This window comes from Desulfobacula sp. (genome assembly GCF_030145145.1).
In the GTDB taxonomy this organism is placed as follows: domain Bacteria; phylum Desulfobacterota; class Desulfobacteria; order Desulfobacterales; family Desulfobacteraceae; genus Desulfobacula.
In genome coordinates this window covers 61,646-86,061 of sequence record NZ_JAQYWD010000015.1, presented here as the reverse complement: position 1 = coordinate 86,061, position 24,416 = coordinate 61,646, and the positions used below count along the sequence as shown (strand labels likewise).

Genomic DNA, 24,416 nt, shown 5'->3' with positions numbered 1-24,416 from the left:
AATGCGGTACAAAACTAGCTTAAAAATAACCAAATTTGTTAAAAAAATAAAGGGTTTTAAATGAAAAACCAATGGCCTGTTACCTCTGTTCAAGTGTTGAAAGAGATTTATGCGATTTACGATGAGGCCATGGAACCCATCCAGGGGGTCTGTCAAAAAAAATGTTCATCCTGTTGTACCTGCAATGTCACCCTGACAAGCCTTGAGACAGGGTTTTTGATGGCGGCCATGTCCTTGCCGGAGAAAAAAGTCCTTCAAGACCGGCTCATGGATCATTTCCCATCGAAAAGATATCTGCCAAAAATGACCACAAACCGGTTTGCCCGGCTGTGTCGGGAAGGCAAAGAAATCCCTGAAGAAGAAAACGATCCCGCTTGGGGGAAATGCCCCTTGCTCGTGGATGACCTTTGCAGTATCTATGATGTCCGTCCCTTTGGCTGCAGGGCATTAATGTCCCAGGTGTCTTGCCGGCAAAAGGGCTATGCCCAGGTCCCGCCCATTGTCCTGACCCTCAATAATCTGTTTTTACAATATATTGAGCATATGGACCAGACCGGTTTGTTTGGGAATTTGTCGGATATGGTGACCCTTTTTTTATCGGATACCCCCCTGCATCATCTGTCAGATTACTGCCGGCAGACCCGGGACGAAAGGTTCCTGTTGAATGAAAAGATATCCGTACTGGTGGTGCCGCCGGAGCACCGGGAAACGGTCAGGCCAGTGTTGGAGAAGCTGTCTTGTCTGGTATAAAATCAGAGACCCGGGCCATACCCGACCCCCGAAGGGAGGCAGTCCTCAGTTTCCGTGAAGGACCTTGATGTATCACAACTTGACTTTAAGGGGCTAATTATATAATTTATCTGCATTATTAAAGAAAAAATAAAAACCTCTCACAATAAAATTAAGGAACGATCATGGGTAAGAATGTAGTCGAAAAAATTGATGATCAGGTGAAAATCAAGACGATTCTGGTGAGTGTATCTGACAAATCAGGCCTGGACGCTTTTATTCCGGGCCTGGTCGATTTGAACCCGGACATACTGATTTTGTCCACCGGCGGAACCTATGGAAAATTAAAAGAAATTTTGGGTGACCGGGCAAAGGACTGCTTAAAACAGGTCTCTGACTATACCGGCCAGCCGGAAACCCAGGGAGGGCTTGTCAAAACCCTTGATTTCAAAATTTACCTGGGTCTGTTGACAGAAACCTATAATGAGGCGCACCAGGCGGATTTAAAAAGAACGGATGCCCGTTCCATTGATATGGTGGTGGTGAACCTCTATCCGTTCAGTGATACCATTGCTAAAGAAGGGGTGATCTGCGAAGAGGCCAGGGGAAATATTGATATTGGTGGCCCGACCATGATCCGGGCATCGGCTAAGAATTTTATCCGGGTGGCATCGGTGGTGGATCCCGCCACATATCCGGCCATCCTGGAAAAATTGACGGCCAGCAAGGGATTTTTATCCCTTGAGGACAGGTTCGGGCTTGCCCGGAAAGCGTTTGAACACACGGCCGTCTATGACAGGACCATTGCCGATTACCTGGCTGCAACCCCCATAACAGACGTTTCATCGTGTTATAAATCAGGAGAATAAGCCATGTCCAAAGATCTCAAACAAATGTATAAGACAATTATGGATGATCATTTTACCCCCAGCATGGAAGTCTCTTTTGTGGACGGGGATAAACGTCAGACCCTTTTTTATGAAAAAGTATCATGGGTGATTGACGGGGTGAACAAGGGATTGCGCTATGGTGAAAATCCCGGGCAGGAAGCTGCGCTTTACCGGCTTGTCAACGGTAACCTGGCCCTGGGTGATGCCCAGACCATTGCCCCGGGCAAATACCTGGTTTCTGATATCGAACTGCTCCAATCCGGCAAGCATCCGGGAAAAACCAATCTGACCGATGCGGACAATGCATTGAATATTTTACGATATTTTACCGATACCCCCTGTGCCGTCATTGTCAAACACAATAACCCCTGCGGGGCAGCCAGGGCAGACAGTCTGGCCCAGGCCTATCAAAAAGCCTATATGGCGGATCGAGTGGCAGCCTTTGGGGGGTGCATTGCCCTGAACAAGGCGGTGGATAAAGTAACGGCCGAGGCCATTGCCAGCCAGTATGCAGAAGTGGTTGTGGCACCGGAATTCGAAGCGGGGGTCATCGACATCCTGGGCGCCCGGAAAAATTTACGGGTGATTCGGATTAATGCCATTGAGACCCTTCAAACGTTTATTGGTGAGCGGGTCATTGATTTTAAAAGCCTTATGGACGGAGGAATGGTGGCCCAATGGTCTTTTGTTCCCCAGGCCCTGTCTGAAAGTGACTTTATGCCGGCTTCAACAGAATATAAGCAAAAGACCTACACGGTTAACCGTCAGCCCACCCAACAGGAATATGCGGACATGCTGTTCGGATGGCTGGTGGAATCCGGCATTACCTCTAACTCTGTAATTTATGTGAAAGACAATGTCACTGTGGGGATTGGAACGGGTGAGCAGGACAGGGTGGGAGTGGCGGAAATCGCCGTGGACAAAGCCTATCGGAAACTGGCGGATCGATATTGCTTTGAACAATACAAGGTTTCTTTTGCCGATCTGGCGGATGCGGACAAGAGAGCCCAGATTGAAAAGGAGGTGAAAGATATCAAAGGCGGGCTTATTGGATCTGCCATGGTGTCTGATGCCTTTTTCCCCTTCCGGGACGGGATTGATGTGGGATTGCGGCAGGGCGTGAAAGCCGTTGTTCAGCCTGGTGGATCATTGAATGATTATCAGTCTATTGACGCCTGTAATGAAAATGATGCCACAATGGTGTATACGGGCCAAAGAAGTTTTAAACACTGATATTGGCGGATTTAACCCTGTTGGAACCGGACGTCTCAATCGAGAAAAATCGTCTGGTTCCAATTGCCTGTTCTGTATCATGGGGGGGACCATTATAAAAATAAAGAGAGTTGGTCTCTTCTGGCATCTGCATGCTGGATGGTCACCTGGATAATATCCCCACTTTTGAGTTTGATACCGCTGACGGGGAGTTTTGCCTCATACATGAATTCCTTGATCAGCACGGTATAGTGATCCCTGTGACAATCAAGCACAAGGGCTTCATAGGTGTCCCCTCGTTTGGATTCCAGGTATTTGATGATCCAGTATCGTTTTCTTGCCGACTGTATCCGGCCGGCATTGGCCATGGGCAGTGAAATGGATTGGAGAATCGTTTCAAGTTCACTCTTGGAATAGGCTTTGTTATATCCAAAAAGGGATTTTATCTGTCGCTGTGTCAGCAGATCATGGTATCTTCTGATGGGGGATGTCGCCGTGACATAGGCTTTAACTCCCAGGCCGGAATGGCTTTCCGGATCTGTCCCGACAATGGCCCGGCTCAATTGCTTTCTCTGCATGAAATTTAAGATCAAAGAGGTCTCAATGCCTTTGAATAGACGTTTTTTGGGTTGTGCCTGGGATCGAAACACCGCCGGTATCTTGTTGGCAGCAAGAAATTCCGCCATCAGGGAATTGGCAAAGATCATCATTTCAGAGATGAGCATGCGCGAGGGGTTTTCCCGGTCAATTTTTAAATATCCAATCTCCTGATTATCTTCGAGCCAGACATTGACTTCCGGCAGGGTGATTTGAATGGCCCCGGCTTTGAGTCTTTTTTCCCGCAAAAGTGTGGCAATTTTGTAAAGGGTGGTAATGGGATCATTCTTGCCGTTCAGCAGGTTTGCCTCGGCGTAACTCATCTGTTTGTGAACTTTGATGATACTGGGAAAAATTTTGTAATCCTGGATTTCAAAAAACCGACTCATGTTAATGATGGTACTGATCCCCGGTCGTATTTCGTTTTCTTTGAGACTGCAAAGATCCTCGGAAAGGTTGGGGGGAATCATGGGCAGTTTGTCATCGGGCATATAAATGGAACTGGCCCGTTCCCGGGCTGCCAGGTCAATGGGATCATTGGATTTAATAAAGGCATCCACATCAATGATGTGGATACCCAGCGTGTAACCGGTTTCTGTATTTTCAAGACTGATGGCATCATCAAAGTCAAGGGTGGATTGACCGTCAATGGTGATCAGGGGGATATGGGTCAAGTCCTTTCTCAAGGAATCGTCAAAGAAATTGATCAGGGAGCGGGTCAATTTATGTTCCTGTTCCAGGACATCCTGGGGAAACACTGTGGGGATTTGCAGGGCTAATAGATCGACATTTTTGTTTTGATCCCAGATGCCGGCCTTTACAAAGATATTAAACAATTGTTCTGAAGAATTGAGGGTGGATTTTTTAATAATATGTTTGGCAGTGGGATAGAAATCAGACGCGTTGTTGAACAGGTAATAGGATTTTAAGATATCAATGATCTGTGGATCAATTTGAGTGCTGCTGGTTTTACCATTCAAGATATCATCAATCCATGCAGCCCCTTTCCGGATGATCAGCTCCCTTTTTTCTGCCTCTTTGATTTGCCGTTGTTTAGCGTCAACCTGGTGTGGGGTGTAAGGGGTGAACATGCTCTTGTTAAATTTGAAATACAGCCTGTCATGGAAAAAAGCCCGGATAACCGCGGCCTCATGGTCAGGTGTCAGGGGGGGATCAAAACAGAAAAGGGTCATGGTCGCAAGATCAATGTCCCCGGATTCCTCATGCAGTACCTCCCATAATTCCTGGATATTGATGGTTTCAGACAGCTGTTTACGGTATTGGGACAGCTGTTTTAAATGCACAACCATGGTATCCCTTGCCATACCGGTGTCCAGGCATACCTGGGATACATGAGATAATCGATTTTCAGAAAGACTGACTTCCCGATTGTTCTCATTGAGTAACCCTAATTTATTTTTTTTTTCCTGTAATATAACCGCAGAAATAATTTTTTGCTGGTCAATATACTCTACAATGTTCCCTGTTATCATGATTCCGACAATAGCAGGAAGGGGGGGGATTGTCAAATAAACAGCACGTTTGAAAATCTTGAAAATTTGTCTTGCATGCGATAGAGTAGGTTCATGGGAAAAAAAGAAAAAAAACACATAAAAAATCATAGAAAAAATGATTTGCCGATTTTTGATTCAGATCATGATTTTTTAGAGGCATTTGAAAAAAAAGACGGTTTGCAGACAGACAACCCGGAACCGCCTGTTGCTCAGGATACATTTTCCCAAAAATCAACAAACAGGCACGGGGTAAGGGTATTGGATCATCTGCCGGGAGAAGAAAAAGGCACAAAGGATTCAAAAGAGGAAGATTTTGTTCAATTGTTAGAGGAATCCTTTAAAAACCGGAACACAACAGCTGTAAAAAAAACAGCGCCCATGCCTGTTAAAAGAAGAATACGGCGCTACCCACCGGTTGAAATTGAGCTGGATCTTCACGGGTACAATGCCATCGGTGCCCAGGTGAAGGTCCGATCTTTTATCCACAGTTGTAAACAACAGGGATTTTTTACGGTGCGTATTATCGTTGGAAAAGGGCTTCACTCTGATTTAGGGCCGGTGCTTCCTGATGTTGTTGAGGATATATTGCGGGAAATGAAACGGCAGGATCTGGTGATCTGGTATGAATGGGATAAAAAGAAGAAATCTAAAAGCGGCGCCGCAATTGTTTACCTGAAACACTTTGAACGGTTTGAATGATTACTCGTTCCGCAGCTGATAGGTTTTTACTGCCTGGTTGTGCTCCTGCAGGGTTCTTGAAAATTGATGGGTGGTGTCTTTTTTTGAAACAAAAAAAAGATATTTGGTGGGTGCGGGATATAGGGCAGCCTGTATGGAAAGGGCACCGGGGTTTGCAATGGGCCCCTGGGGAAGCCCTTTGATCTGGTAAGTATTGTATGGGGTTGGCATTTTAAGGTGTTTTCGTTTAATGTTTCCATCAAAATCATTTATGCCGTATATCACAGTGGGATCACTTTCCAGGCGCATGTTTTTTTTCAGACGGTTATGAAAAACAGAAGCGATCAAGGGTCTTTCAGATGCATCTCCCGTCTCTTTTTCAATCATAGACGCAAGAATGACTATCTCATGGACGGAAAAGCCCAGGGTTTTGGCCCGGGCTTGCCATTTTGGGGTAAAAATACGGTTAAAATGCCCCACCATGGTTCTAATGATATCCTCACAAGATGCCTGTTTGGGGTAAAAATAGGTGTCTGGAAAAAGATACCCTTCCAGGGTTGTGGACTTGATGCCCAGGGAGTGGGCAAACGATCTGTCATGGCACAAATCTGAAAACGTTTTCTGGTTGCAACCCCCCATCGTTTCCATTAAATCGCCAATTTCATTGATGTTCAGTCCTTCCGGAATCGTAATCCTGTATAATTTAACCCTGCCGCTGGTAAGGATCTCAAGGATTTGTTCCGGAGAACTGGCCCCGGACAGATGATATTCACCGGCCTGAAGTTTTTTTTCTGCTTTTTTCAGCTTTGTGAAGACAATAAAATAGAGTTGATTGGAGATGATGGCATTTTTTTCAAGGTTTTTTGCGATACGTTTCAGGCTTTGCCCGGGGGTGATGGTAAATTCCGTTGCTTGGGCAGACGGGTGGGGGGGTGTTTTAATAAATGACGAGATTTCAAGAAAGCACAGCCCCCCACAAAGAAGCAGTATGCCTAGAAGACTGAAACTGGAAACAACGATAATTTTTAATTTGCGGTTGATCATAATTTTAACCGAATCAACGACAAAAGGGTATCCTGTCTGAAGGATACCCTTTTGTCATATTACGATTCGAATGGTTTAATTGAATATCAGTTATTTCTCTATGGGGAAATCCGTATCCGGGTTATAACAGATCCTGCAGCAATTCAAACATCTTTCCGCTTCTTTGAGGGCCTGCTCTTCCGGTAGGACAAGATCGACTTCAATCATGGAATCAAGCCGATGTTCCACATGAATTTCCGGCATTTTAGCCCGGTCAGATTTTTGGATGCCGTCCACCTTTGTGAAAAGGGATTCGGGAATATGTTTTTTCTGTAAAGACTCTTTCACCGGTTCAACCGGCTCCCCTTTCAGGTATAAGTCAATGGACCGGGCTGCGCGCCTTCCGCCACCAATGGCTTCCACAACAAGGGAGGCTCCTGTGGCCGCGTCTCCGCCCGTAAAAATATAGGGGATGGATGCCTGCAGGGTTGCCGGATCATTATCAATGGTATTCCATCGGGTCAATTCCAGTTCCTCCATTCTCGGGTTGGGATCCTGTTTTTTAAACTCCGTCTCCGGTGCCTGACCAATGGCTGAGATGACCATATCCACATCCAGGAGGGTTTCAGACCCCCCAATGGGCTCGGGGCGACGTCTGCCGCTGGCATCGGGTTCACCCAGCTGCATCTTGAGGTATTCAAGATGGGTGACCTGTTCATTATCATCACCAATGACCCGTGTGGGCGCTGCCAGGAAAACAAAGTTGATGCCTTCCTCTTCTGATGCCACTATTTCGACCTCATTGGCCGGCATCTCTTTTCGGGTTCGCCTGTAAACCATGTATACTTTTTCAAGACCGAGCCTTAAAAGGGTTCTGGCACAGTCAACGGCTGTATTTCCACCACCGACAACGGCAGCGGTTTTGCCCAGTTCGATTTGTTCACCACCGGCAATCCTCTGGAGAAAGTTAATGCCGGTAAAACAGCCGGTAAGGGACTCACCCTCAATGCCCAGGGTATAATCTTCCCAGGCACCCACCCCAAGGAATACCGCATTATAGCCTGAGGCCATCAGGGAACCGAGTCCGAAATCCCTGCCGAATTTAACATTGGTAAAGGATTTGATCCCCAGGTCAAGAATCCCCTGGATTTCCCAATCCAGTACTTTTTTGGGAAGCCGGTACTCAGGAATGCCGTATCGGATCATACCACCCAGTTTGGGCATGGCTTCAAAGATATTCACCTCATGCCCGACACGCCGTAAAAAGAAGGCACAGGAGAGACCGGCAGGCCCGCCGCCAATAACTGCGACCTTTTTGCCGGAGTCCGGGGCACATTTGATGGGAATCCGGGAGCCTGAATTCATTTCATAATCAGAAGCAAATCGTTTGAGCTGGTTAATGGAAACCGGTTCATCTTCAATTCCCCTCCTGCAATAATCTTCACACGGATGGGGGCAGACCCTGCCACAGGCCAGGGGCAGTGGATTTCTCAAGCGGATGGTCTCGACAGCTTCTTTGTATTTGCCTTCCCGGATTTGACTGATATATCGCGGGATGTTGATTTCAGCCGGACAGGTCTGGGCACAGGGTGCCAGCGGATCATCCATCTGGTTGAATTTCAAGAGATTTTCAGAAAGGGTATGCACCTGGATAATGTCTTTCGGGCAGGCCTGCTGGCAGGCACCACACCCCACGCATTTGTCATCATTTACTACGGGATAACCATTGGGACCCAGTTTGAGCGCATCAAACTGGCACGCTTTTACGCAATCACCAAGCCCAATGCACCCCACTCCACAAACCCGTTTGCCGCCGAATGAAGCGGCCATGGCCTTGCAGGAGGGAATTCCCATATAATGATATTTGTCAGCCGCACGAAAACCGCCTTCGCACAGGCTGTAGGATAACGGGCTTTCAGCACTGCCGGCGTCCACGCCCATTATTTTAGCCACTGCTTCAACGCCTTCCTTGCTGGAAATAACGCAGACGCTGGGGGGTGCCTTACCGGTTACAACAGCTTCAGCAGCAGAAGAACATCCTGCATAGCCGCAGCCACCGCAGTTTGCACCGGCCAGGTTGTTCTCAACAAGAGCAATTCTCGGGTCTTCATAGACATAAAAAACCTTGGATGAAAGGCTAAGTACAATACCGCATACAGCACCAATACCTAACATAAACAATAAAGCTGGGATCATGATATCACCTTATATTTTTGGCATAATCCATATCCTTGACAAGAAAGGTCTCTGGATTAATTCAATTTGTTTTTAAACCATTCCCTTAAATGACATGAATGTCAATGCAATGATACCTGCCGTCACGAGACCAATGGAGGTATCCTGCAGGGGTTTGGGAACCCTTGCCAGGGAAATTCTTTCCCGGACACCTGCAAACAGTATCAGCGCGAGGCCAAATCCGACAGCGTAGGCAAACGAGGAAACAACCGTTTCAAGGAACGTATACTCTTCTTTAATATTGATGAGGCAGACACCCATAACCGCGCAATTGGTGGTGATGAGCGGCAGAAAAATGCCAAGGCCTGCATACAGTGCAGGAATACTTTTTTTCAGGAACATTTCTACAAACTGAACCAGGGAGGCAATCACCAGAATAAAGGAAACCGTCCGCAGGTATTCAACGTTGAGTCCCTTTAACAGGTAAGCATCCACGATCCATGTGATAATCCCCGCCATGACAAGGACAAAGACAACGGCCATTGCCATCCCCACGGCAGTCTCCATTTTTTTGGAGGTTCCCAGAAACGGACAGTTTCCAAGAAACTGGGCAAGGAGAATGTTGTTGATGAAGATACAGCTGATTGCAAGGACGAATAAATCACCCATAGTATAATCTCCTTTCTATTTTTTACCAATGAGGTTCATCAGGCAGAGCATGAGTCCAAGACCGACAAATGCGCCCGGTGCTTCAATCATAAACTGGAACGGTAAAAAGTTGGCCCCCATTTCAAAAACAGGGGTTCCGCCCCAGATGGTTATGGTTCCGTTTCCCAGCAACTCTCTCACCGCGCCCAAGGCTGCAAGGGACAGGGTAAACCCAATGCCGATACCCAGCCCGTCTGCAACGGAAAGAACAGGGCTGTTCTTGCTGGCAAAGGCTTCTGCCCGGCCCAGAACGATACAGTTCACCACGATAAGGGGAATAAAAATGCCCAGTTTCAGGAATAGTTCATAGGTATAGGCCTGCATCACCAGTTCCACAATGGTCACAAATGTGGCGATGATAACGATGAAGCAGGCAATTCTGACTTTTGAAGGGATAACATTTCTGAGTAGCGATATTAACAGGTTGGAAAAAACCAGAACAAAGGTGGTCGCAACGCCCATCCCGATACCGTTTTCAACCGATTTTGTTACCGCCAGGACCGGGCAGAGTCCTAAAACCAGCCTGAAAGGAGGTATCTCAGCCCAGAGTCCTTTGGTAAATTCTTTTGCTAAGGATTGTGCCATATTATAGTGTCTCCTAAAATAATTTGCCTTATTTCATCTGTTTGACAATTTCAGGTTTTAGTTTCTGATAGAGTTCCTGGGCCTGGATGGCCGCCAGTGTTACCGCCTTTGACGTTATGGTGGCACCCGACATGGCATCAATTGTGCCGCTGTCATTTTTTAAGGCCAGGTTGGCATCAATGGGTTGGTCTGCAAATTGGCTGACAAATTCCGGGTCATCCTTGGCCCTTGCCCCCAATCCAGGGGTTTCAGCATGCGTTGTCACCCTGGCGCCAACGATCTGGTCTGTTTCCAGGTTGATCCCTATCATCAATCCGACATCGCCGCCATACCCGCCTTTTCCTTTGGTTTCAAAGACGATGGCGTTGCTGCCGTCGGCCATTTTGGTTGGAAATATCTGTAAACTGATATCTTCAGCAGTTATTGTAAACCTTTCTGCCAGGGGATCATTGGTTGCTTCCGGAAAGATGTCCTGAATAGCCGGTGCCTTTTGAAATTTTAAAATTTGATTCTCAATTTGAACCTCGGTTCCTGATTTTACAGCAGCCAGCAGTCCGCCGGAAACAGCGGTTAAAACGGTTAAAACAACAATCATACTAATCATTTCACGCATTGTTTCCACCCTTTCCCAAAGTTTTTGGTCTAATTGTGTCGATGAGGGGGTTCACAAGGTTTAACAACAGGATCGCCAATACAGTGCCGTCTGCATAGACACCGATATTCCTCATCAGGATGATCATTAAGGCAGCACAAAATCCGTAAATGAACATGGGAATCCTGTTGGCCGGAGAGGATGAATGCTCTGTGGCCAGGAAGAAAGCGCCCATCAGCGTATATCCTGAAAAAAGATGGATCATGGGACCTGCATAGATCTCAGGGTTCGCTAATTTGAAACAATACGCCGTCACAATGATACCCAGGATAAAGGACACCGAGATTTCCCATCGGATATATCCCCTGAGGATCAGATAGATACCACCGATAATCAGGCCCAGTCCAAAGGTGGCGCCTATTGCACCCACCTGCCTGCCCATGATCAAATCGCCCAGGGGGAAAAGATCTGTCACTGCAGCGGCGCCCTGGAGTTTGAGGGCTGCCAGTGGTGCCAGCGCTGTAAAATCGAAGTCGTAGTTGACATAAGCGGCGTCAAAATCAAAGAAGACTTTCCAGGAAAGCATTAAAAAGGCCATTCCCACAAGGGTCGGATTAAACGGATTGGATCCAATACCGCCAAAAATCATTTTTCCGAGGACAACGGCAACAAAGGTTCCGGTCACAATAAGCCACCATGGGGATGTGGCGGGTAGCATCATTCCAAAAAGAAGCCCGATAACGGCAGAATTCAGATCCCCAATGGAGATCCTCTTTTTGGATACGAGATTCATGATAAGTTCCCATATCATGGCACTGGAAAGGGATAGCGAAAGCACACCAAAGGCGGGTGCGCCGAACTGAATAATCGCAAAAATGACAACTGGAAGCGTGGCAATCATGATATTCAGGTTCATTTGAAAAAGACTATCTCCATCGTGCCAGAAAGGAGCATGGGATACTGTTAATTTGATATTATTCATTCTCAGTCTCCATTCTAAGCATCTGCTCTAAGTTTAAAAAGCTCATGTTTCCCAAGCTGGATGTATTGGAATATGGGGATCCTGGCGGTACATACGTAGGCGCAAAGTCCACATTCAATACAGGCCTCAAGATCATATTTGTCGGCAGCCTCTTCATACTGGGCAGCCTCAAGGTATCGCACAAGAATATTCACGGGAATATTCACCGGACAGGTTTGGAGGCATTTACCGCAGTTGATGCAGGGCGTGTCAGATATCTCGGGAATGTCCTCCCGATCTTGAATCATGACCATATCCATATCCGGTTGAACCGGATGTTCAAGGGTAAAGGTTGCAAATCCCTTCATGGGTCCACCAATAATAATTCTATCCTGTTCGCTGACTTGAATGCTGAAGGCATTGAAAATGTTTCGTAACGGGGTCCCAATGGTGGCCTTGGCCCTATGTTGATTTCCCTGTTTGTCAATAATCGTGACTATTTTTTCAAACCCTGCAGATTTCGTCTGGTATGCCTTGGCCAAAGAGACCACAGCCTCCGCAGCAATAAAACAGACCCCCATATCTTCCGGTGTTTTTCCAGCCGGAAGCACCAGGTTTAAATGATTTTTTAGAACCATTGCCGGCAGATTGGACGGATATGCCATGGATGTTTTAAATACCTGAAGCGGTTCAAGACCCCCTTGGAGTGGTGAGTTCTCCGGAACCGTGACATAGACTTTTGTCGCAGTGGTTATGGTTTTTAAAACCTGGACCCCTTTTTTTATGTCATTCAGGAATTTAAGGGCTACATACTGGTTGGTTGTAGATAAAAGGTCTGTGTCCCCACAGGTGATGACAAGGGTATTGATCTCGTTGTCATCGCTGGCAAGGCGCTCCAGGGGCGGTGCACCGGGTAGTGTCCGCAAGTATTCATCCGCCGAGGCAATGGTCTCTTTTAAATCATATGTTATCGAATCTGATTGGGCCTGATTACTTTTGATAACAAGAGATGTGGAGCGATTGCCAAGGTTATCCGAATAGACGTCCAGGCTGCTGATGGTTCCTGCTACGGGAGAAATCGTGTATTCTGTACTATCCGCGTACAGGTAGAGTTTTTCTCCTTTTTCAACCTTATTCCCTTTTTTTATTAAAGTGTCTTTCGTGCTGTCAATGGGCTCATTTAATAATAAAATAAGGTCGGTCGGGATGGGTATTGACGTGGGCTCTTTAGGATCCGGTTCCACAAGATCATAGTTAAGCCGTGGTTGGGTTAACGTGAAAAAAGATCGTTTAATCATAATAAGTCCTTGTTTTGTAAAAAGCTAAGATCATCCATTTGTAAAGCATTAATTCAAAGGTATAAAACCAGAGTAACTATAATGAATGACACGAATTACATTCTACCGGACCTGCGCCAAGTTCTTCATGGCATCCCTTGCACTGAGTATGAAATGCATCAGCTCTTGATGGCATGTCTTCATCACCCGTATCTTCATGACACTCACTGCAGTTGTAGGTTTCATCATCTTCGATGTTATGATGGCAGTCCAGGCAATCTTCGGTGTAGTCGCCTGCGTGTATTGAATGGGTGAATAAAACTTTACCGCCTTTGTTCTGAAACATCATACGCACTGGACTTTCAGGTACAGGGGGAGTAAAAGAGGCATAGCATATAATCCCTGTGATCGCAAATATGATCATAATGAACATAGCTATTTTTAGGTCTCGTTGTGATGTCATAATACTTTTCTCTCTTATTTAAGGGTTTAGAGTTCACTTTCGACAAACCCACAACTAGGCTGCGTTTATATTATATTGTAGCTATATTGGCAAGAGAAAAAAAAATATTTAAGGTGTTGAACAACCTTCTGGAATGACTTGTGATTTTTTTCTGACAAGGAAGGGTTTATACGCGTCTTCATTGGCAAGTGCGTTGTTTTTTTTCCGGATAAAATAAAAAGAGAGCCCAAAAAAGGAAAATCCGAAGATCATGGAAAGAATGGAAGGATTCATTTGAAAAGATGCTGCAAGGCTGTTGCCGATTACCGCACCAATGGTGAGTAGAATAATGGGAAATACATATAAAAGAAAGGTTAAATAAAGCATGGGCCTGGTTTCCAGACCGATGATCACATGGTCTCCTTTTTCCACGTTGAGTGTGTTGTCAACCGTAACAATCATTTCAGTTATGCTATCGGCAGTTCCACAGGTTTCCTTGGAAGAGCAGGACTCACAGGCACCGGATCGGGTGGTCTTTACCCAGGCGGTGGCTGCATTGACATTGGTGACGATTCCATTTTCAGTGATCATGATTCTATTTTCTTTTATCAGGCAACAATATTTACAATCTGGCTGGCCTTAACGGCCGGTTCCATGTTTTGATTGATCGGATTGTCAAGGGGTTGTGGTGTTGACGTCGGGGTGGTGGCGGGTTCTGCAGCCAGTCTATCCAGGGCTTCCCGGGAAAGGGTGACTTCAAAGGCTTTTGGTACACCCGGCGAGGTGTCTGTGTTAAGGTCGATACTGGATGCTTCAGCATTCTGTTCTGGAAGCCGTGTATTGTCAACCGGGGGGGTGCCATTGGGGATATTTGTATAGGTTGTTGACCCGTTTAAACTGTTGATATCCATGATGCACCCTCCTTTGTCTAACATTTATTGTAATTTTCATACAATAAACCTGTTCCCTAGTGATGTCAAATTTAATTGTTCTTTTTTCTTGACAAAGAAATGGCAGTGTTATATACCTTTCGAGTCTCGTTCAGGGACACTGCTCCCCAGTAGCTCAGTTGGCAGAGCAATTGGCTGTTAACCAATGGGTCCGCGGTTCAAGTCCGTGCTGGGGAGCCAACCCAATCAATACTGCCCCGTTAAGGAAACTTAACGGGGCTTTTTTGTTTTGGGTCGATTTAATCCACACGCAATACATTTTCGTTGAAAATTTCCAGTCAATAAATTATAAATTGACCAGTAAGTCCAATTTATTAGACATATTGGTTGATATATCGTGAAAAATTTGATTCAATTTCCCGCAGAGTTTGATTACAATTTGCTGTTGCACGCGTTAAGAGATTACAAAAAACCAAGAGATAAGATCAGGGGGCTCCTCAAGGATAAGGATATTGTTAGGGTTAAAAAAGGACTTTATGTGTTGGGCAAGGAGTATAATAAGCCTTACAACAAGTTTATCCTGGCTAATCTGATCTATGGGCCTTCTTACATCACCGGTCAAACCGCATTGGCATTTTGGAACATGATACCGGAACGTGTTGAACTAACTATCAGCATGACGATGAAAAGAAAGAAGCAGTTTGAAAGGCCGGTTGGCAGATTTTCTTATTTATATTGCCCCAAAAAAGTATTCAACATTGGGGTTCGGCTTGAAGATGCCGGAGACCAAAAAAAATTTCTAATTGCTTCCCCTGAGAAGGCGCTGTGCGACATGACAGCAATGCAAACGCATATTTCAACAAAAAGGGAAATGAAGGAATTCCTTGAGTTAATGCGGTTGGATTATAGTGTTAATAAAGATTTTGATTTGTCTTTATTAGAAGAAATCAAGACCGGATATCGAAGGCAAAGTATAAAACTGCTGCTCGATTGTTTAAAGGAAAATCATGTTTGATGAAAAAATTGAACAAATGCTAAGCAGGTATGAATTCCATACGGTTCATGATCATGAGAATGCGCTTAAAGAGATCATACAGGAAATCGTTTTGCTTGGTTTATGGCGGTCAAAATTTTATGAAAAGGCGGTTTTCTACGGTGGAAGCGCATTACGCATTCTTCATAAGCTGGACCGGTTCTCTGAGGCGTTGGATTTTTTATTCATTCAGCCGGAAAAAGCATTTAATATTCAAAAATATCTTGGTGCGGTAAAATCAGAACTGGAACTATGGGGTTTTGAAGTTTCTACAGAAGAAAAAGACAAGAAGAATAAAAGCACGATCGATTCGGCTTTTATCAAAGCAAACACATTGGTCCATTTATTGAAAATTGATTCCAATTTGAAGACCCATAAAAATGCTGTGATGAAGATAAAATTAGAAATTGATCAGGATCCAGCTATCGGGTTTGCCAGTGATCTGAAATATCATCTCCATCCAATTCCGTTTACCATTAAAACCATGACCTTGCCCAGCTTGTTCGCAGGCAAAATGCATGCTTTATTATGCCGGACCATAAGAGCCAATATTAAAGGCCGGGACTGGTATGATTTAATCTGGTTTGTGAAGAATAATATTCCATGTGAGTTACACTATCTTAAGAATAAAATGGTACAAACAGGCCACTTAGATTTATCAGAGGCATTGGATAAAAAAAAAGTTGTTGACTTATTATCTGAAAAAATTAAGGTGGTTGATTTTTCTTTGGTAAAAAGAGATGTTGAACCATTTTTGAAAAATTCAAGGCAAAAGGATGAGCTGAATCTTTGGTCCGAGGCATTCTTTAATGATTATTTGATTCAGGAAATTGATGTCCAGCCGCTTTGCGCCTGAACAAGGACCGGTACCGGTCACTGTGAACTGCACAATCAAACGGGGTCAGCAACGCTTAAAAAGCCCTTTGATTTTCTGGGATCCGCTGGTAAAGGCTGCCACTTTAGGGTTATTGGGAAGATACGAAAAAGGAAAATATTTTGTCACTGTCCGCTGGATTCGATTTCAGGGGTGTCGCGTGTTGTCCCCATGCTTCGCCATGCCTTGATCACCGCCTGAACAATGGTGGCCAGGGGAATGGCCAGAAAGAGACCCCAAACACCCCATAACCCGCCGAAAATCAGGACTGAAACAATTATTGCCACGGGGTGCAGATCCACCACTTCCGACAGGAGCAGGGGGGATATCAGATTTCCGTCCAGGGCCTGTATGATGCCGTATGCGCCAATAACATAGGCGCTCTTGGCAACAAACCCCCATTGGAAAAAGGCCACCAGGGCAATGGGAAGTACCAAAATTGTCGCTCCGATATAGGGGATAATCACCGAGAGTCCCACAAAGAAAGAGATCAGCAGGGTAAATTTCAGTTCGAACAAGGCAAATGTGCTGTAACAGATGCCCCAGATAAAGAGAATCTCCCAGATCTTCCCCCTGACGTAATTGGCGATTTGCAGGTTGACCTCCTTCCACACCTTTGTTGACAATTCGAGATCGTCAGGCAGGAATGCAGCCAGCCAGTTTAAAATGGTGGCTTTATCCTTCAGAAAGAAGAATACAAGCAGGGGGACCAGTACCAGGTAGACGATGAGGGTAATGAAACTTCGTACCGATGCCAGGGAAAAGGAGATAAGCTGCTGGCTCTGGTTGGTCAGTTCGGCTGCAATGGCGCTGGTAAAAGCGTCAATCTGGAATTTATCGATAAGTTCAGGGTATTGTTCAAAGAGGTTTGACAGGGATTTCTGACCCTTGCCCAGCATGGAGGGAAGTTCCTGGACGAACATGGCCACCTGTTTTGCCAAAAGGGGAAGAAGACCAATGAGGGTGAGGGTAAGGCAGGTCACGAAAAGTGTTGTAACTATTATCACCGATGCCTTTCGCTGTATCTTGAACTGTTCAAGCCGCTTGATGATGCCTTCAAGCAGATAGGCGATCATAATGCTGAAGAAGACCGGAATCAGCATGGAACCGAAAAATAGAATGGTTAAAAAACTGGACAGGAGCAGGAATATGAGGATAATGATTTGGGGATCTGAAAAATGCCGTTTGAACCAGGTTTGGAATAGGGCCAGCATTGTCGGTTCCTTATTAATTAATATTTGCCCAGGTTAAGGCGACGTTCCCCTAAAACCAGGGAATCTTTTTTATCCGGTGTATCATACACTGCTTTTACGGTTACATAATAGCGATTGCCTCTTCCGCCGGAACATGGCGGCATATAAGCGCCGGCTTTATCCCAGCCTGGATTGGCATGTGCAGAAATAAGCGAAAAATTATCAGGGAGCTCAAACGTGTGGCCAGGAACGGATGGGACTGTCACCTGTGTTGATCCGGGTTTTATGGCATAACGGATTTTCCCATGCCCCCCATAGTTCATTCTGTCGTTATCCTGATCACTGTACTCAAAGATCAATGCATTGGCTTTGGTTGGAATGTTTTTGATTCTCAACGCCGGGGTAGCGCCATTTCCACCAAATTTATTACATTGTTGCCCGTTCGGGATTTTTTTACCATCCCATGAAGCGTCTACGAATGTCACATCAAGCGTAACCATATCTTCAGCTGGTTTGTACTGACTGGAAACGCAACTGAACAATGAGAGCAAAGCGATGGAGAATAAACAAAACATCATTTTAATAAAATTAGGGGTCATTAATAAAGTCCTTTTTAAAATTTAAACAAAGAAGCCAACACCCGAATGGTAGCCCGTTATCATAATACGCTAGGACGTTCCGTATCAAGAATTCAACCGGTTTGACTTCGGTGTGAAATATTACTTGAATACCTGTTTAGTATATAGAAAGGGGTCTGTCAATAAAGAGAAATTTCATTATTGTCTGTTGTTTGTTACCGGTATACATTCCACTGCAGTTCAGCGCACAAAGTGGGGGGCTTCAGATGATGTCAATACCGATGGCAGGATTGGCGCTATTTTTTTCGGATCTTGTGATCCGCTCAGGCAAACGTTGTAGAAAAATCATTCATATGGATTAATGAATAAAATATTGCATCGCGGCATTGGGTAAAATAGCGACGTTGGTTCCTGAACCATATTCAGGTCCAAGCAAGTCTAAAACTTCAGGCCAGCTTCTGACGATAAAACCGGATTCAGGGTTGGCAAACCAGTCCAGGCTGGTCCTGTCCGGGTAGGAAGTCATAACGATCAATTTCAAATTCAAAGGGATTGAACCGTTTGGATACAGCCTGCCGCCATAATCTCTGCCAAATCGCCCGAACAGATAATGGGGAACCTGTCCTTCTGGAGAATCCGCAATCACCACAACGGTTCCTCCTGTGCTTTTAAGTGCAGAGGATCCAAGCAATACAGCGATCAAATTTTCATTTGGTTTGGAAAAAACATTTGCGATCACCAAATCCTTGTCCTTTGGCCTGTTAACCGTTTGGTATGTCTGTTTGGCTTTGATTACAGCTGCATCATGTGCATGGTATAGGTCTCCGGCAAAGATATTCGTGGTTTCTCCGCGTCCGTTCACAACCACATTGATGATAAAATCAACACCAGCCATAGCGGCTGCTTCATTTATCTCCTCACGCAGGATATTGCCGGTATGACATCCCATACCCGTATTGTTCTTGTCCATGGCTGCATCGGTTGAATGAAAATGGCAGATAGTATCAATATGAGCAACCCCTGGCAAAAGCAGTTTGCCGCCGCCAGAAAATCCGGCTGAAATATGCGCTGAGACTAAACCGATACCAATTTTTAAGTCTGCTGCCATGACCTCTCTGTTGAACAGGACGTGGGTTCCCCGTTTTGTTTTTCCGACGTCCACACAGTTTTCATAGATATTATGGTTGAAGACCCGATATTTTTCGATGATCTTTGATCCCAGTTTTTTACGAAAATCAGCCATGGTCAGTGCACCGTGGGTACCCAGAGCACAAACAAAGGTAATATCATCCGCCCTCAGGCCTGCGGCATGGAGTTCATCTAACACCATCGGTGCAATATCAAAGGCCCTTGTGGGCCGAGTCATGTCGTCAAAAATAATCACTGCCCGTTTCTTTCCTGCTGCCATGTCTTTTAACCGCGGTGTGCCGATTGGATGTTTTAAAGCGGCTTCCATCTCGGCAAAAGGCAACGCAGCGTCATCGTAACCCTGCATGGGGCAAAATTCAACATCCCAATCACCAGGTGTTTCTATCTCTATAAAAGCGTTTCCATGCCAGGGTTTCTGGGGAAGAGAAAATTTCATAAATTACTCCTTGATACTGCTTAAATCCGTATTCATTTTTTTATTTGCATCAATGATACCCTGAAGGCTTTTTTCAATCCGTTTCAGTGTAAAATCAATGCCGGTTCCGGCAGTGAGAAATTTTGATGCAGCATCTATATCCAACGTATCCATGGCAAGCTCATTTTTTTTACACAGGGTCATGCAGTCCATGAGCAATTCCTGTTGATCGGTTTGCCCGGTAAAAAAAGTCTTTTGCTTTTTCACAAGGGGATCGGCTATTTCACTTATTTTCAAAGAATTTTCAGACTTTTTGCCAAGGGTCTCCGATAACTTGCTTATTCCTTCTGCAAACAGATCTCCAACACCTTCACGTGTTATCATTTTTTTCAAAATGGCATAAACAGTTTTCTGATTTCCCAAGGAAAAATCGAGTCCATCAACGTCATTCCGGTTCAAAAGCCCTTTTTGAAAACATTCCATAGTCAACCCGATTGTCTGTGTGCTCTCCAAAGAATCTATCCCCATTTTATTCAGATAGGTATTCATTTTTAATGAGGATGACAGGTCATCTACACCGAGTCGGGAAGAATAGCCATGAAGGCTGTCATGTTCAGGCCCTTCCAGTTCAACCTGTTCTTTTACATGATAATGGAAACAATTAAGGTTGCAGTTATAGCAGGATTTGTTCTTTACCTGGTTCGCTCTGGCAGGCGTTTCTTTGGTGATTTCATCAAAGGTATCGTGAGCTATTATTTTTTGATCCATTTCACTGCATAATGCGTGAAAAATTAAGGGTTTTGCAAGCGTCACCTGGGATGTCCCATGCACGACAATCGCCTTTAGGTTTTTTGAACCCAAAAGACACCCCATCCCATTTCCTCCGCCCATCCGGAATCCATTAAATGCAAGGTTCGCAAATTTCACCAGGTTCTCACCTGCAGGACCTATGGCTGCCACTTGAAATAAATTACTACCAAGTTCTTTTAGGATGGCTGATGTTGCCTGCCATGTGTCCAATCCCCACAGATGAGTTGCATCTTTTATTTCCACATGATCGTCGGCAACAAGAAGGTAGCATGGATTCTTCGCCTTCCCCGTAAAAATAACCTGGTCATATCCTGCCCGCTTCAATTCAGGTCCGAAAAAACCGCTGGTAATGGAATTACCTACCCTATTGGTCAGAGGAGATTTTCCTGATATCGTCATACCGGCAGAAGAGGTCAGAAGCGACCCGGTCAAGGGTCCGATACCCATGATAAGTAGATTCTCAGGTGATAATGGATCAAGGTTAAGATCCAATTCATCAAGCATCCTCAAAGAATTTAATCCGCGCCCGCCAATGGCTCTGGCCATATAGTCAGGATCAATTTTTTCTCTTAATATTCGTCGGCTCGACAAGTCGACCCGTAAAATCCGCCCGCCATATCCATGCAGCATTTTACCCCCTCCCTTCTGATAGAAGATCGATTCGCGTCCCACTGGTAAAGTCCAATGCATATTCAATACGTTTTTGTTCCGGGCTCTTTCCTTTGTTCCTTTTTTTATATTTTTTAAGGCTGACAGGCTCGGTGATGTCTTTGACAAACGCTATTGCTCCGGATACACATTGGTTAACACACCGGGGAGAGCCGCCACACAAGTCGCAGATATAGGGGAGTTCATTATAAAGTTCAATAGCACCGACAGGGCAAAGCGTTTGGCAAATACCACAACCAACACATGTGGTCGGGGATACAAAAACCTGACCCAATTCGCCTATTTTAATAGCTGACTCAGGGCATTGAGTGCAATATTTTTCTTTGCATTGTCTACAAAAAATGGGAAAGGTGACCCCTATCTCTTCTATTTTCACGACTCGCACCCTGGCCCGGTTTCGACTGGTTGCTCCCGTGTGAAAAAAAGAACAATTAACTTCGCAGCGGGTGCAGCCAGAGCATTTTTCAGGAAATATTTGAATTGTCATCATGATTCAATCCTTTCTAAATAATAGTGGACTCTGCCTTTTGGATCAGGACAGCAAAATTGGTTTACCTTTCCTGTCCAGTGGTCCCTGCTACCGCCTGCCTGTTGAAGAATTGGAAAAATGGGCATCATGCTTTGGAGTGCCCACATACAAATCGGCGTATTATCCTTTACAATAATTTTCCCCCCATCCACAATGAAACTGTCTCCTATTAATTTGGGCTGCTTACAATATCCATCAATTCGTTCGACGGTGACTTTGATAATTGCCATTTAGAGACTCCTTTAATTATGTTTTAGGTTTTAGTAAAGAACTGATTGCGCTCACAGGATGAACTACTTTGAGCGAATCATTTTCGTCCAGATTACCCGAAAGGTTGATCCTGCATACAGGGCAGTCGGTAAGCCATAAATCTGCACCTGTTTTTATTGCCGTTTCTTTTTTTTTATTGCCTATTTTTTTTGAAACTTCAGGATATTCATAAAAGAATGTTCCACCGCCACCGCAACAGGAATCAAAATCTGCTGCTTTTATATAGTTTATATTGGGAATAATTTTTAAAAGAGTTTCCATGGTTTCCGTATTCCCAAAGGAATTTTTTAAATGACATGGCAAATGATAGGTTAGGTTTAATGATTTTGGATTTTGTATTTTCTTAAAGTTAAAAAAATCTGCGTTTGCTAACATAAAAGATCCAATATCCGTTACCTTAGATGAAATTTCATCTACAGCCGATTTATCCAGATCCAATTTATCACAAAGAAGGTTGTATTCTTTTTTTAGAGCAGTTCCGCAGGTGGCACAGTCAACGATTATGGCATCAACGCTGTCCTGACTTAGCGCGGCGATATTTTCTTTAATACTTTGCCGGGCTTTTTCAACAAAACCGTGGAACAGCATGGGAATTGCGCAGCAGGTTTGAGTTTCAGGTATTAAGATCCTGTATCCCAGATGACTTAATATGTTGACAGCTGAAAATCCGGTGTCTTCATAAATATAATTGGTGGCACACCCTGTAAAATATATAACGGTTCCTTTTTGTTCTCCATTGGGAAAGATTGTCTCGGGCAAGGCAGATCTGAACGGTTTTTTATTTAAGACAGGGAGCCTTTTTAATGGAATATTGCCAAGTTTATATTTTTCCTTAAACTGCTCAGGCACAATATTTTGTCCCACCCTTGCAAGGGTGTTCGCAAATTTTAGTCGCTGCTCTTTGGCAAGAAGATACACAAGGCTTTTTATGGGCAACTTTTCTCCGTGATCTTCCACCATCCTCTTTCTCATTTCCATGAATTCTGAATAATGATTGATCCCCAAAGGACAAATGGCCGCACAACTGCCGCACATAAGGCACTTGGATATGATTTCCTTTAACAAAGGTGACGATGAAAGCTTGTTTTGCTCATAGGCTTTAATCAGATGCAGTCTGGCCCGGGGAGAAGCCTGCTCTTCATTTAAAACAGTGTAGACAGGACATACATTCAAACACATTCCGCATTTAGCACAATTTTGAACCGCGTTTTTTGTCATACAAATTTCCCTGGATTTAAGATTTCATCAGGGTCAACCGCTTTTTTAATGACAGACATAAATTCAATTGAATCCTTACTCATTGCAAGGGGAAGATATTTTGATTTTCCAAGTCCGATGCCATGCTCTCCTGAAAGCGTACCGCCCAGTGCAATGGCGACCTTGAAAATTTCGGCAAATGCTTTTTCAACTTTTAGTCTTTGATCAGTATTGCTGCGGTCTATGGGGATCACAGGATGCATATTGCCGTCTCCTGCATGGGCAACAACGCTAACCTTAAGGCCATACCTACTCGTGATTTCAATAATTCGCCGAATCATTTCCGGAACCTTGCTTACGGGTACGGTCACATCTTCGGATATAGGGTCAGGGGCAATTCTTGCCACAGCGCCATATGCAGATCTTCTTGCATTCCAGAATTTTTCCCGTTCCGATTCTGATTTGGCTTCCTGGACTGACACGGCACCGTTTTTCTTGGCCTTTTCTATAATTTGCTTTGTCTGTTTTTCACACGCTTCTTTAATACCATCTATTTCAATGAGCAAAGCACCTTCCGCATCTCTTGGAAAACCAATACCCACGGCATCTTCAATCGCATTCATGCTGGCATTGTCCATCAGTTCCATCGCTGCGGGTATAATGCCGGATCCAATAATATCCGACACCGCTTTTGCCGTGTTATCAAGATCATCAAATATGACCATTATTGTTTTCTGGGTCTCCGGTTGGGGCACTACCCTTAAAATGGCTTCAGTGACAAGCCCGAGTGTACCTTCAGATCCACAGAACAATGATGCTAACTTATAGCCTGTCACATCCTTTACGTTCCTGCTGCCAAACCTGACGATTTTTCCCGAGGCCAGAACAACTTCCATTCCAAGGATATAGTCCATGGTGACCCCGTATTTAAGGCATCTGGGTCCCCCGGCATTCTGTGCAATATTTCCGCCAATTGTCGAGGACGTCATGGAGCCCGGATCAGGCGGATAGAAAAATCCAAGAGGGATGAGTGCTTTCTGGACATTAATATTCACCACACCGGGCTGCACAATAATATATCTGTCTGGTGTGTTGACTTCGATGATTTTGTTCATTTTTGTAAAACAAAGAACGATCCCATGCTTTACGGGAATAGGTGCTCCACAGACACTGGTTCCGGCCCCCCTTCCCGTGACTGGAATTTTATATTTTGATGCAATCTCCATTACCCTGGAGACTTCCCTGGTGGTCATTGGAAATATAACCGCCTCAGGCATGGCTTCTTCAGTAAAAGAATCATATGAAAAACAGGCAAGTTCTGCTGTTTTATCAAGATATCTTTCTTTTCCAACAATATCGGTCAGTTCTGTTTTTATTGTCTGGGTCAACATGGTATATCCTTATTATTAAAACATCTCTGGAGGAA

At 44.8% G+C, this 24,416-nt stretch carries 25 protein-coding genes and 1 tRNA gene; 7 read left to right on the top strand and 19 right to left on the bottom strand.

Translation table 11 applies throughout. From position 1 onward, the window contains the following. Window positions 1–60 precede the first annotated feature (60 nt). The 3 genes from Q1Q15_RS10375 to Q1Q15_RS10365 all read left to right on the top strand — a co-directional run bounded on the left by Q1Q15_RS10375 (window position 61) and on the right by Q1Q15_RS10365 (window position 2,852). Entirely contained in the window at window positions 61–750 is a 690-nt protein-coding gene (locus tag Q1Q15_RS10375; RefSeq protein ID WP_300459274.1) for a hypothetical protein, read from the top strand. 164 nt (window positions 751–914) lie between these two features. Then, entirely contained in the window at window positions 915–1,598 is a 684-nt protein-coding gene (locus Q1Q15_RS10370; RefSeq protein ID WP_300459272.1) for a hypothetical protein, read from the top strand. Between the two features lie 3 nt (window positions 1,599–1,601). Then, entirely contained in the window at window positions 1,602–2,852 is a 1,251-nt protein-coding gene (locus tag Q1Q15_RS10365) for an IMP cyclohydrolase (protein ID WP_300459270.1), read from the top strand. Window positions 2,853–2,944: 92 nt separating this feature from the next. On the opposite strand, the gene Q1Q15_RS10360 is transcribed toward Q1Q15_RS10365, so the two are convergent. Beyond that, window positions 2,945–4,921, bottom strand: a complete 1,977-nt coding sequence (locus Q1Q15_RS10360; RefSeq protein WP_300459267.1) for an RNB domain-containing ribonuclease — start codon at window positions 4,919–4,921, stop codon at window positions 2,945–2,947. Window positions 4,922–5,014: 93 nt separating this feature from the next. On the opposite strand from Q1Q15_RS10360, the gene Q1Q15_RS10355 reads away from it, so the two are divergent. After that, entirely contained in the window at window positions 5,015–5,641 is a 627-nt protein-coding gene (locus Q1Q15_RS10355) for a Smr/MutS family protein (RefSeq protein ID WP_300459264.1), read from the top strand. On the opposite strand, the gene mltG is transcribed toward Q1Q15_RS10355, so the two are convergent. The 10 genes from mltG to Q1Q15_RS10305 form a co-directional block, all read right to left on the bottom strand. Further along, entirely contained in the window at window positions 5,642–6,664 is a 1,023-nt protein-coding gene (gene mltG / locus Q1Q15_RS10350) for an endolytic transglycosylase MltG (RefSeq protein ID WP_300459262.1), read from the bottom strand. It lies immediately after the preceding gene. Window positions 6,665–6,754: 90 nt separating this feature from the next. Next, window positions 6,755–8,839, bottom strand: coding sequence for an FAD-dependent oxidoreductase (locus tag Q1Q15_RS10345; protein ID WP_300459259.1), 2,085 nt, complete (start codon window positions 8,837–8,839; stop codon window positions 6,755–6,757). Window positions 8,840–8,911: 72 nt separating this feature from the next. Beyond that, entirely contained in the window at window positions 8,912–9,487 is a 576-nt protein-coding gene (gene rsxA, locus Q1Q15_RS10340) for an electron transport complex subunit RsxA (RefSeq protein ID WP_300459257.1), read from the bottom strand. Window positions 9,488–9,502: 15 nt separating this feature from the next. Beyond that, the gene (locus Q1Q15_RS10335) at window positions 9,503–10,111 is read right to left on the bottom strand and encodes an electron transport complex subunit E (RefSeq protein WP_300459254.1); all 609 of its coding nucleotides are present in this window, start codon (window positions 10,109–10,111) and stop codon (window positions 9,503–9,505) included. A gap of 28 nt (window positions 10,112–10,139) precedes the next feature. Then, on the bottom strand, window positions 10,140–10,724 hold the full coding sequence (rnfG, locus tag Q1Q15_RS10330; protein WP_300459252.1) for an RnfABCDGE type electron transport complex subunit G: 585 nt from the start codon (window positions 10,722–10,724) through the stop codon (window positions 10,140–10,142). Next, a complete protein-coding gene (locus Q1Q15_RS10325; protein ID WP_300459250.1) occupies window positions 10,717–11,685 on the bottom strand; it encodes an RnfABCDGE type electron transport complex subunit D in 969 nt (322 codons plus the stop codon). The genes rnfG and Q1Q15_RS10325 overlap by 8 nt, the downstream gene beginning before the upstream one ends. A 14-nt stretch (window positions 11,686–11,699) precedes the next feature. Continuing rightward, on the bottom strand, window positions 11,700–12,962 hold the full coding sequence (locus Q1Q15_RS10320) for a 4Fe-4S dicluster domain-containing protein (RefSeq protein WP_300459248.1): 1,263 nt from the start codon (window positions 12,960–12,962) through the stop codon (window positions 11,700–11,702). A 76-nt stretch (window positions 12,963–13,038) separates the two neighbouring features. Then, window positions 13,039–13,290 (bottom strand): cytochrome c3 family protein, encoded by a 252-nt coding sequence (locus Q1Q15_RS10315; protein ID WP_300459246.1) that lies wholly within the window; start codon window positions 13,288–13,290, stop codon window positions 13,039–13,041. Window positions 13,291–13,512: 222 nt separating this feature from the next. Then, a complete protein-coding gene (locus Q1Q15_RS10310) occupies window positions 13,513–13,974 on the bottom strand; it encodes a SoxR reducing system RseC family protein (protein ID WP_300459243.1) in 462 nt (153 codons plus the stop codon). Between the two features lie 17 nt (window positions 13,975–13,991). After that, window positions 13,992–14,294: a hypothetical protein gene (locus Q1Q15_RS10305; RefSeq protein ID WP_300459241.1), complete on the bottom strand. Its 303-nt coding sequence runs from the start codon at window positions 14,292–14,294 to the stop codon at window positions 13,992–13,994. A 143-nt stretch (window positions 14,295–14,437) separates the two neighbouring features. On the opposite strand from Q1Q15_RS10305, the gene Q1Q15_RS10300 reads away from it, so the two are divergent. The 3 genes from Q1Q15_RS10300 (at window position 14,438) to Q1Q15_RS10290 (ending at window position 16,162) form a co-directional block, all read left to right on the top strand. After that, window positions 14,438–14,513, top strand: a tRNA-Asn gene (locus Q1Q15_RS10300). 157 nt (window positions 14,514–14,670) lie between these two features. Further along, on the top strand, window positions 14,671–15,288 hold the full coding sequence (locus tag Q1Q15_RS10295) for a hypothetical protein (protein WP_300459239.1): 618 nt from the start codon (window positions 14,671–14,673) through the stop codon (window positions 15,286–15,288). Then, window positions 15,281–16,162: a nucleotidyl transferase AbiEii/AbiGii toxin family protein gene (locus Q1Q15_RS10290; protein WP_363320928.1), complete on the top strand. Its 882-nt coding sequence runs from the start codon at window positions 15,281–15,283 to the stop codon at window positions 16,160–16,162. The genes Q1Q15_RS10295 and Q1Q15_RS10290 overlap by 8 nt, the downstream gene beginning before the upstream one ends. Window positions 16,163–16,305: 143 nt before the next feature. Here Q1Q15_RS10290 and Q1Q15_RS10285 read toward each other — a convergent pair whose 3' ends face one another. From Q1Q15_RS10285 to Q1Q15_RS10250, 8 genes are all read right to left on the bottom strand, one after another. Continuing rightward, a complete protein-coding gene (locus Q1Q15_RS10285; RefSeq protein ID WP_300459237.1) occupies window positions 16,306–17,394 on the bottom strand; it encodes an AI-2E family transporter in 1,089 nt (362 codons plus the stop codon). Between the two features lie 17 nt (window positions 17,395–17,411). Beyond that, complete coding sequence (locus tag Q1Q15_RS10280; RefSeq protein WP_300459234.1) at window positions 17,412–17,972, bottom strand: hypothetical protein; 561 nt, start codon at window positions 17,970–17,972, stop codon at window positions 17,412–17,414. Window positions 17,973–18,309: 337 nt separating this feature from the next. Next, window positions 18,310–19,536 (bottom strand): lactate racemase domain-containing protein, encoded by a 1,227-nt coding sequence (locus Q1Q15_RS10275; RefSeq protein ID WP_300459231.1) that lies wholly within the window; start codon window positions 19,534–19,536, stop codon window positions 18,310–18,312. A 3-nt stretch (window positions 19,537–19,539) separates the two neighbouring features. Beyond that, a complete protein-coding gene (locus tag Q1Q15_RS10270) occupies window positions 19,540–20,955 on the bottom strand; it encodes an aldehyde ferredoxin oxidoreductase N-terminal domain-containing protein (RefSeq protein ID WP_300459228.1) in 1,416 nt (471 codons plus the stop codon). A 1-nt stretch (window position 20,956) separates the two neighbouring features. After that, window positions 20,957–21,484 carry a 4Fe-4S dicluster domain-containing protein gene (locus tag Q1Q15_RS10265; protein ID WP_300459224.1) on the bottom strand — a complete coding sequence of 176 codons (528 nt, stop codon included), beginning with the start codon at window positions 21,482–21,484 and terminating at the stop codon, window positions 20,957–20,959. Further along, the gene (locus Q1Q15_RS10260) at window positions 21,481–21,753 is read right to left on the bottom strand and encodes a TIGR04076 family protein (RefSeq protein ID WP_300459222.1); all 273 of its coding nucleotides are present in this window, start codon (window positions 21,751–21,753) and stop codon (window positions 21,481–21,483) included. Before Q1Q15_RS10260 ends, Q1Q15_RS10265 begins: the two co-directional genes overlap by 4 nt. A 16-nt stretch (window positions 21,754–21,769) precedes the next feature. Next, complete coding sequence (locus Q1Q15_RS10255; protein WP_300459219.1) at window positions 21,770–23,011, bottom strand: (Fe-S)-binding protein; 1,242 nt, start codon at window positions 23,009–23,011, stop codon at window positions 21,770–21,772. Continuing rightward, complete coding sequence (locus tag Q1Q15_RS10250; protein ID WP_300459217.1) at window positions 23,008–24,381, bottom strand: FAD-linked oxidase C-terminal domain-containing protein; 1,374 nt, start codon at window positions 24,379–24,381, stop codon at window positions 23,008–23,010. Before Q1Q15_RS10250 ends, Q1Q15_RS10255 begins: the two co-directional genes overlap by 4 nt. Window positions 24,382–24,416 lie beyond the last annotated feature (35 nt).

Excerpts from the sequence above, each read along its gene's own strand:
- Q1Q15_RS10375 (WP_300459274.1), top strand. The coding sequence starts at position 61 with ATGAAAAACCAATGGCCTGTTACCTCTGTTCAAGTGTTGAAAGAGATT.
- Q1Q15_RS10370 (WP_300459272.1), top strand. The coding sequence starts at position 915 with ATGGGTAAGAATGTAGTCGAAAAAATTGATGATCAGGTGAAAATCAAG.
- Q1Q15_RS10365 (WP_300459270.1), top strand. The coding sequence starts at position 1,602 with ATGTCCAAAGATCTCAAACAAATGTATAAGACAATTATGGATGATCAT.
- Q1Q15_RS10360 (WP_300459267.1), bottom strand. The coding sequence starts at position 4,921 with ATGATAACAGGGAACATTGTAGAGTATATTGACCAGCAAAAAATTATT.
- Q1Q15_RS10355 (WP_300459264.1), top strand. The coding sequence starts at position 5,015 with ATGGGAAAAAAAGAAAAAAAACACATAAAAAATCATAGAAAAAATGAT.
- mltG (WP_300459262.1), bottom strand. The coding sequence starts at position 6,664 with ATGATCAACCGCAAATTAAAAATTATCGTTGTTTCCAGTTTCAGTCTT.
- Q1Q15_RS10345 (WP_300459259.1), bottom strand. The coding sequence starts at position 8,839 with ATGATCCCAGCTTTATTGTTTATGTTAGGTATTGGTGCTGTATGCGGT.
- rsxA (WP_300459257.1), bottom strand. The coding sequence starts at position 9,487 with ATGGGTGATTTATTCGTCCTTGCAATCAGCTGTATCTTCATCAACAAC.
- Q1Q15_RS10335 (WP_300459254.1), bottom strand. The coding sequence starts at position 10,111 with ATGGCACAATCCTTAGCAAAAGAATTTACCAAAGGACTCTGGGCTGAG.
- rnfG (WP_300459252.1), bottom strand. The coding sequence starts at position 10,724 with ATGCGTGAAATGATTAGTATGATTGTTGTTTTAACCGTTTTAACCGCT.
- Q1Q15_RS10325 (WP_300459250.1), bottom strand. The coding sequence starts at position 11,685 with ATGAATAATATCAAATTAACAGTATCCCATGCTCCTTTCTGGCACGAT.
- Q1Q15_RS10320 (WP_300459248.1), bottom strand. The coding sequence starts at position 12,962 with ATGATTAAACGATCTTTTTTCACGTTAACCCAACCACGGCTTAACTAT.
- Q1Q15_RS10315 (WP_300459246.1), bottom strand. The coding sequence starts at position 13,290 with ATGATGTTTCAGAACAAAGGCGGTAAAGTTTTATTCACCCATTCAATA.
- Q1Q15_RS10310 (WP_300459243.1), bottom strand. The coding sequence starts at position 13,974 with ATGATCACTGAAAATGGAATCGTCACCAATGTCAATGCAGCCACCGCC.
- Q1Q15_RS10305 (WP_300459241.1), bottom strand. The coding sequence starts at position 14,294 with ATGGATATCAACAGTTTAAACGGGTCAACAACCTATACAAATATCCCC.
- Q1Q15_RS10290 (WP_363320928.1), top strand. The coding sequence starts at position 15,281 with ATGTTTGATGAAAAAATTGAACAAATGCTAAGCAGGTATGAATTCCAT.
- Q1Q15_RS10285 (WP_300459237.1), bottom strand. The coding sequence starts at position 17,394 with ATGCTGGCCCTATTCCAAACCTGGTTCAAACGGCATTTTTCAGATCCC.
- Q1Q15_RS10280 (WP_300459234.1), bottom strand. The coding sequence starts at position 17,972 with ATGACCCCTAATTTTATTAAAATGATGTTTTGTTTATTCTCCATCGCT.
- Q1Q15_RS10275 (WP_300459231.1), bottom strand. The coding sequence starts at position 19,536 with ATGAAATTTTCTCTTCCCCAGAAACCCTGGCATGGAAACGCTTTTATA.
- Q1Q15_RS10270 (WP_300459228.1), bottom strand. The coding sequence starts at position 20,955 with ATGCTGCATGGATATGGCGGGCGGATTTTACGGGTCGACTTGTCGAGC.
- Q1Q15_RS10265 (WP_300459224.1), bottom strand. The coding sequence starts at position 21,484 with ATGATGACAATTCAAATATTTCCTGAAAAATGCTCTGGCTGCACCCGC.
- Q1Q15_RS10260 (WP_300459222.1), bottom strand. The coding sequence starts at position 21,753 with ATGGCAATTATCAAAGTCACCGTCGAACGAATTGATGGATATTGTAAG.
- Q1Q15_RS10255 (WP_300459219.1), bottom strand. The coding sequence starts at position 23,011 with ATGACAAAAAACGCGGTTCAAAATTGTGCTAAATGCGGAATGTGTTTG.
- Q1Q15_RS10250 (WP_300459217.1), bottom strand. The coding sequence starts at position 24,381 with ATGTTGACCCAGACAATAAAAACAGAACTGACCGATATTGTTGGAAAA.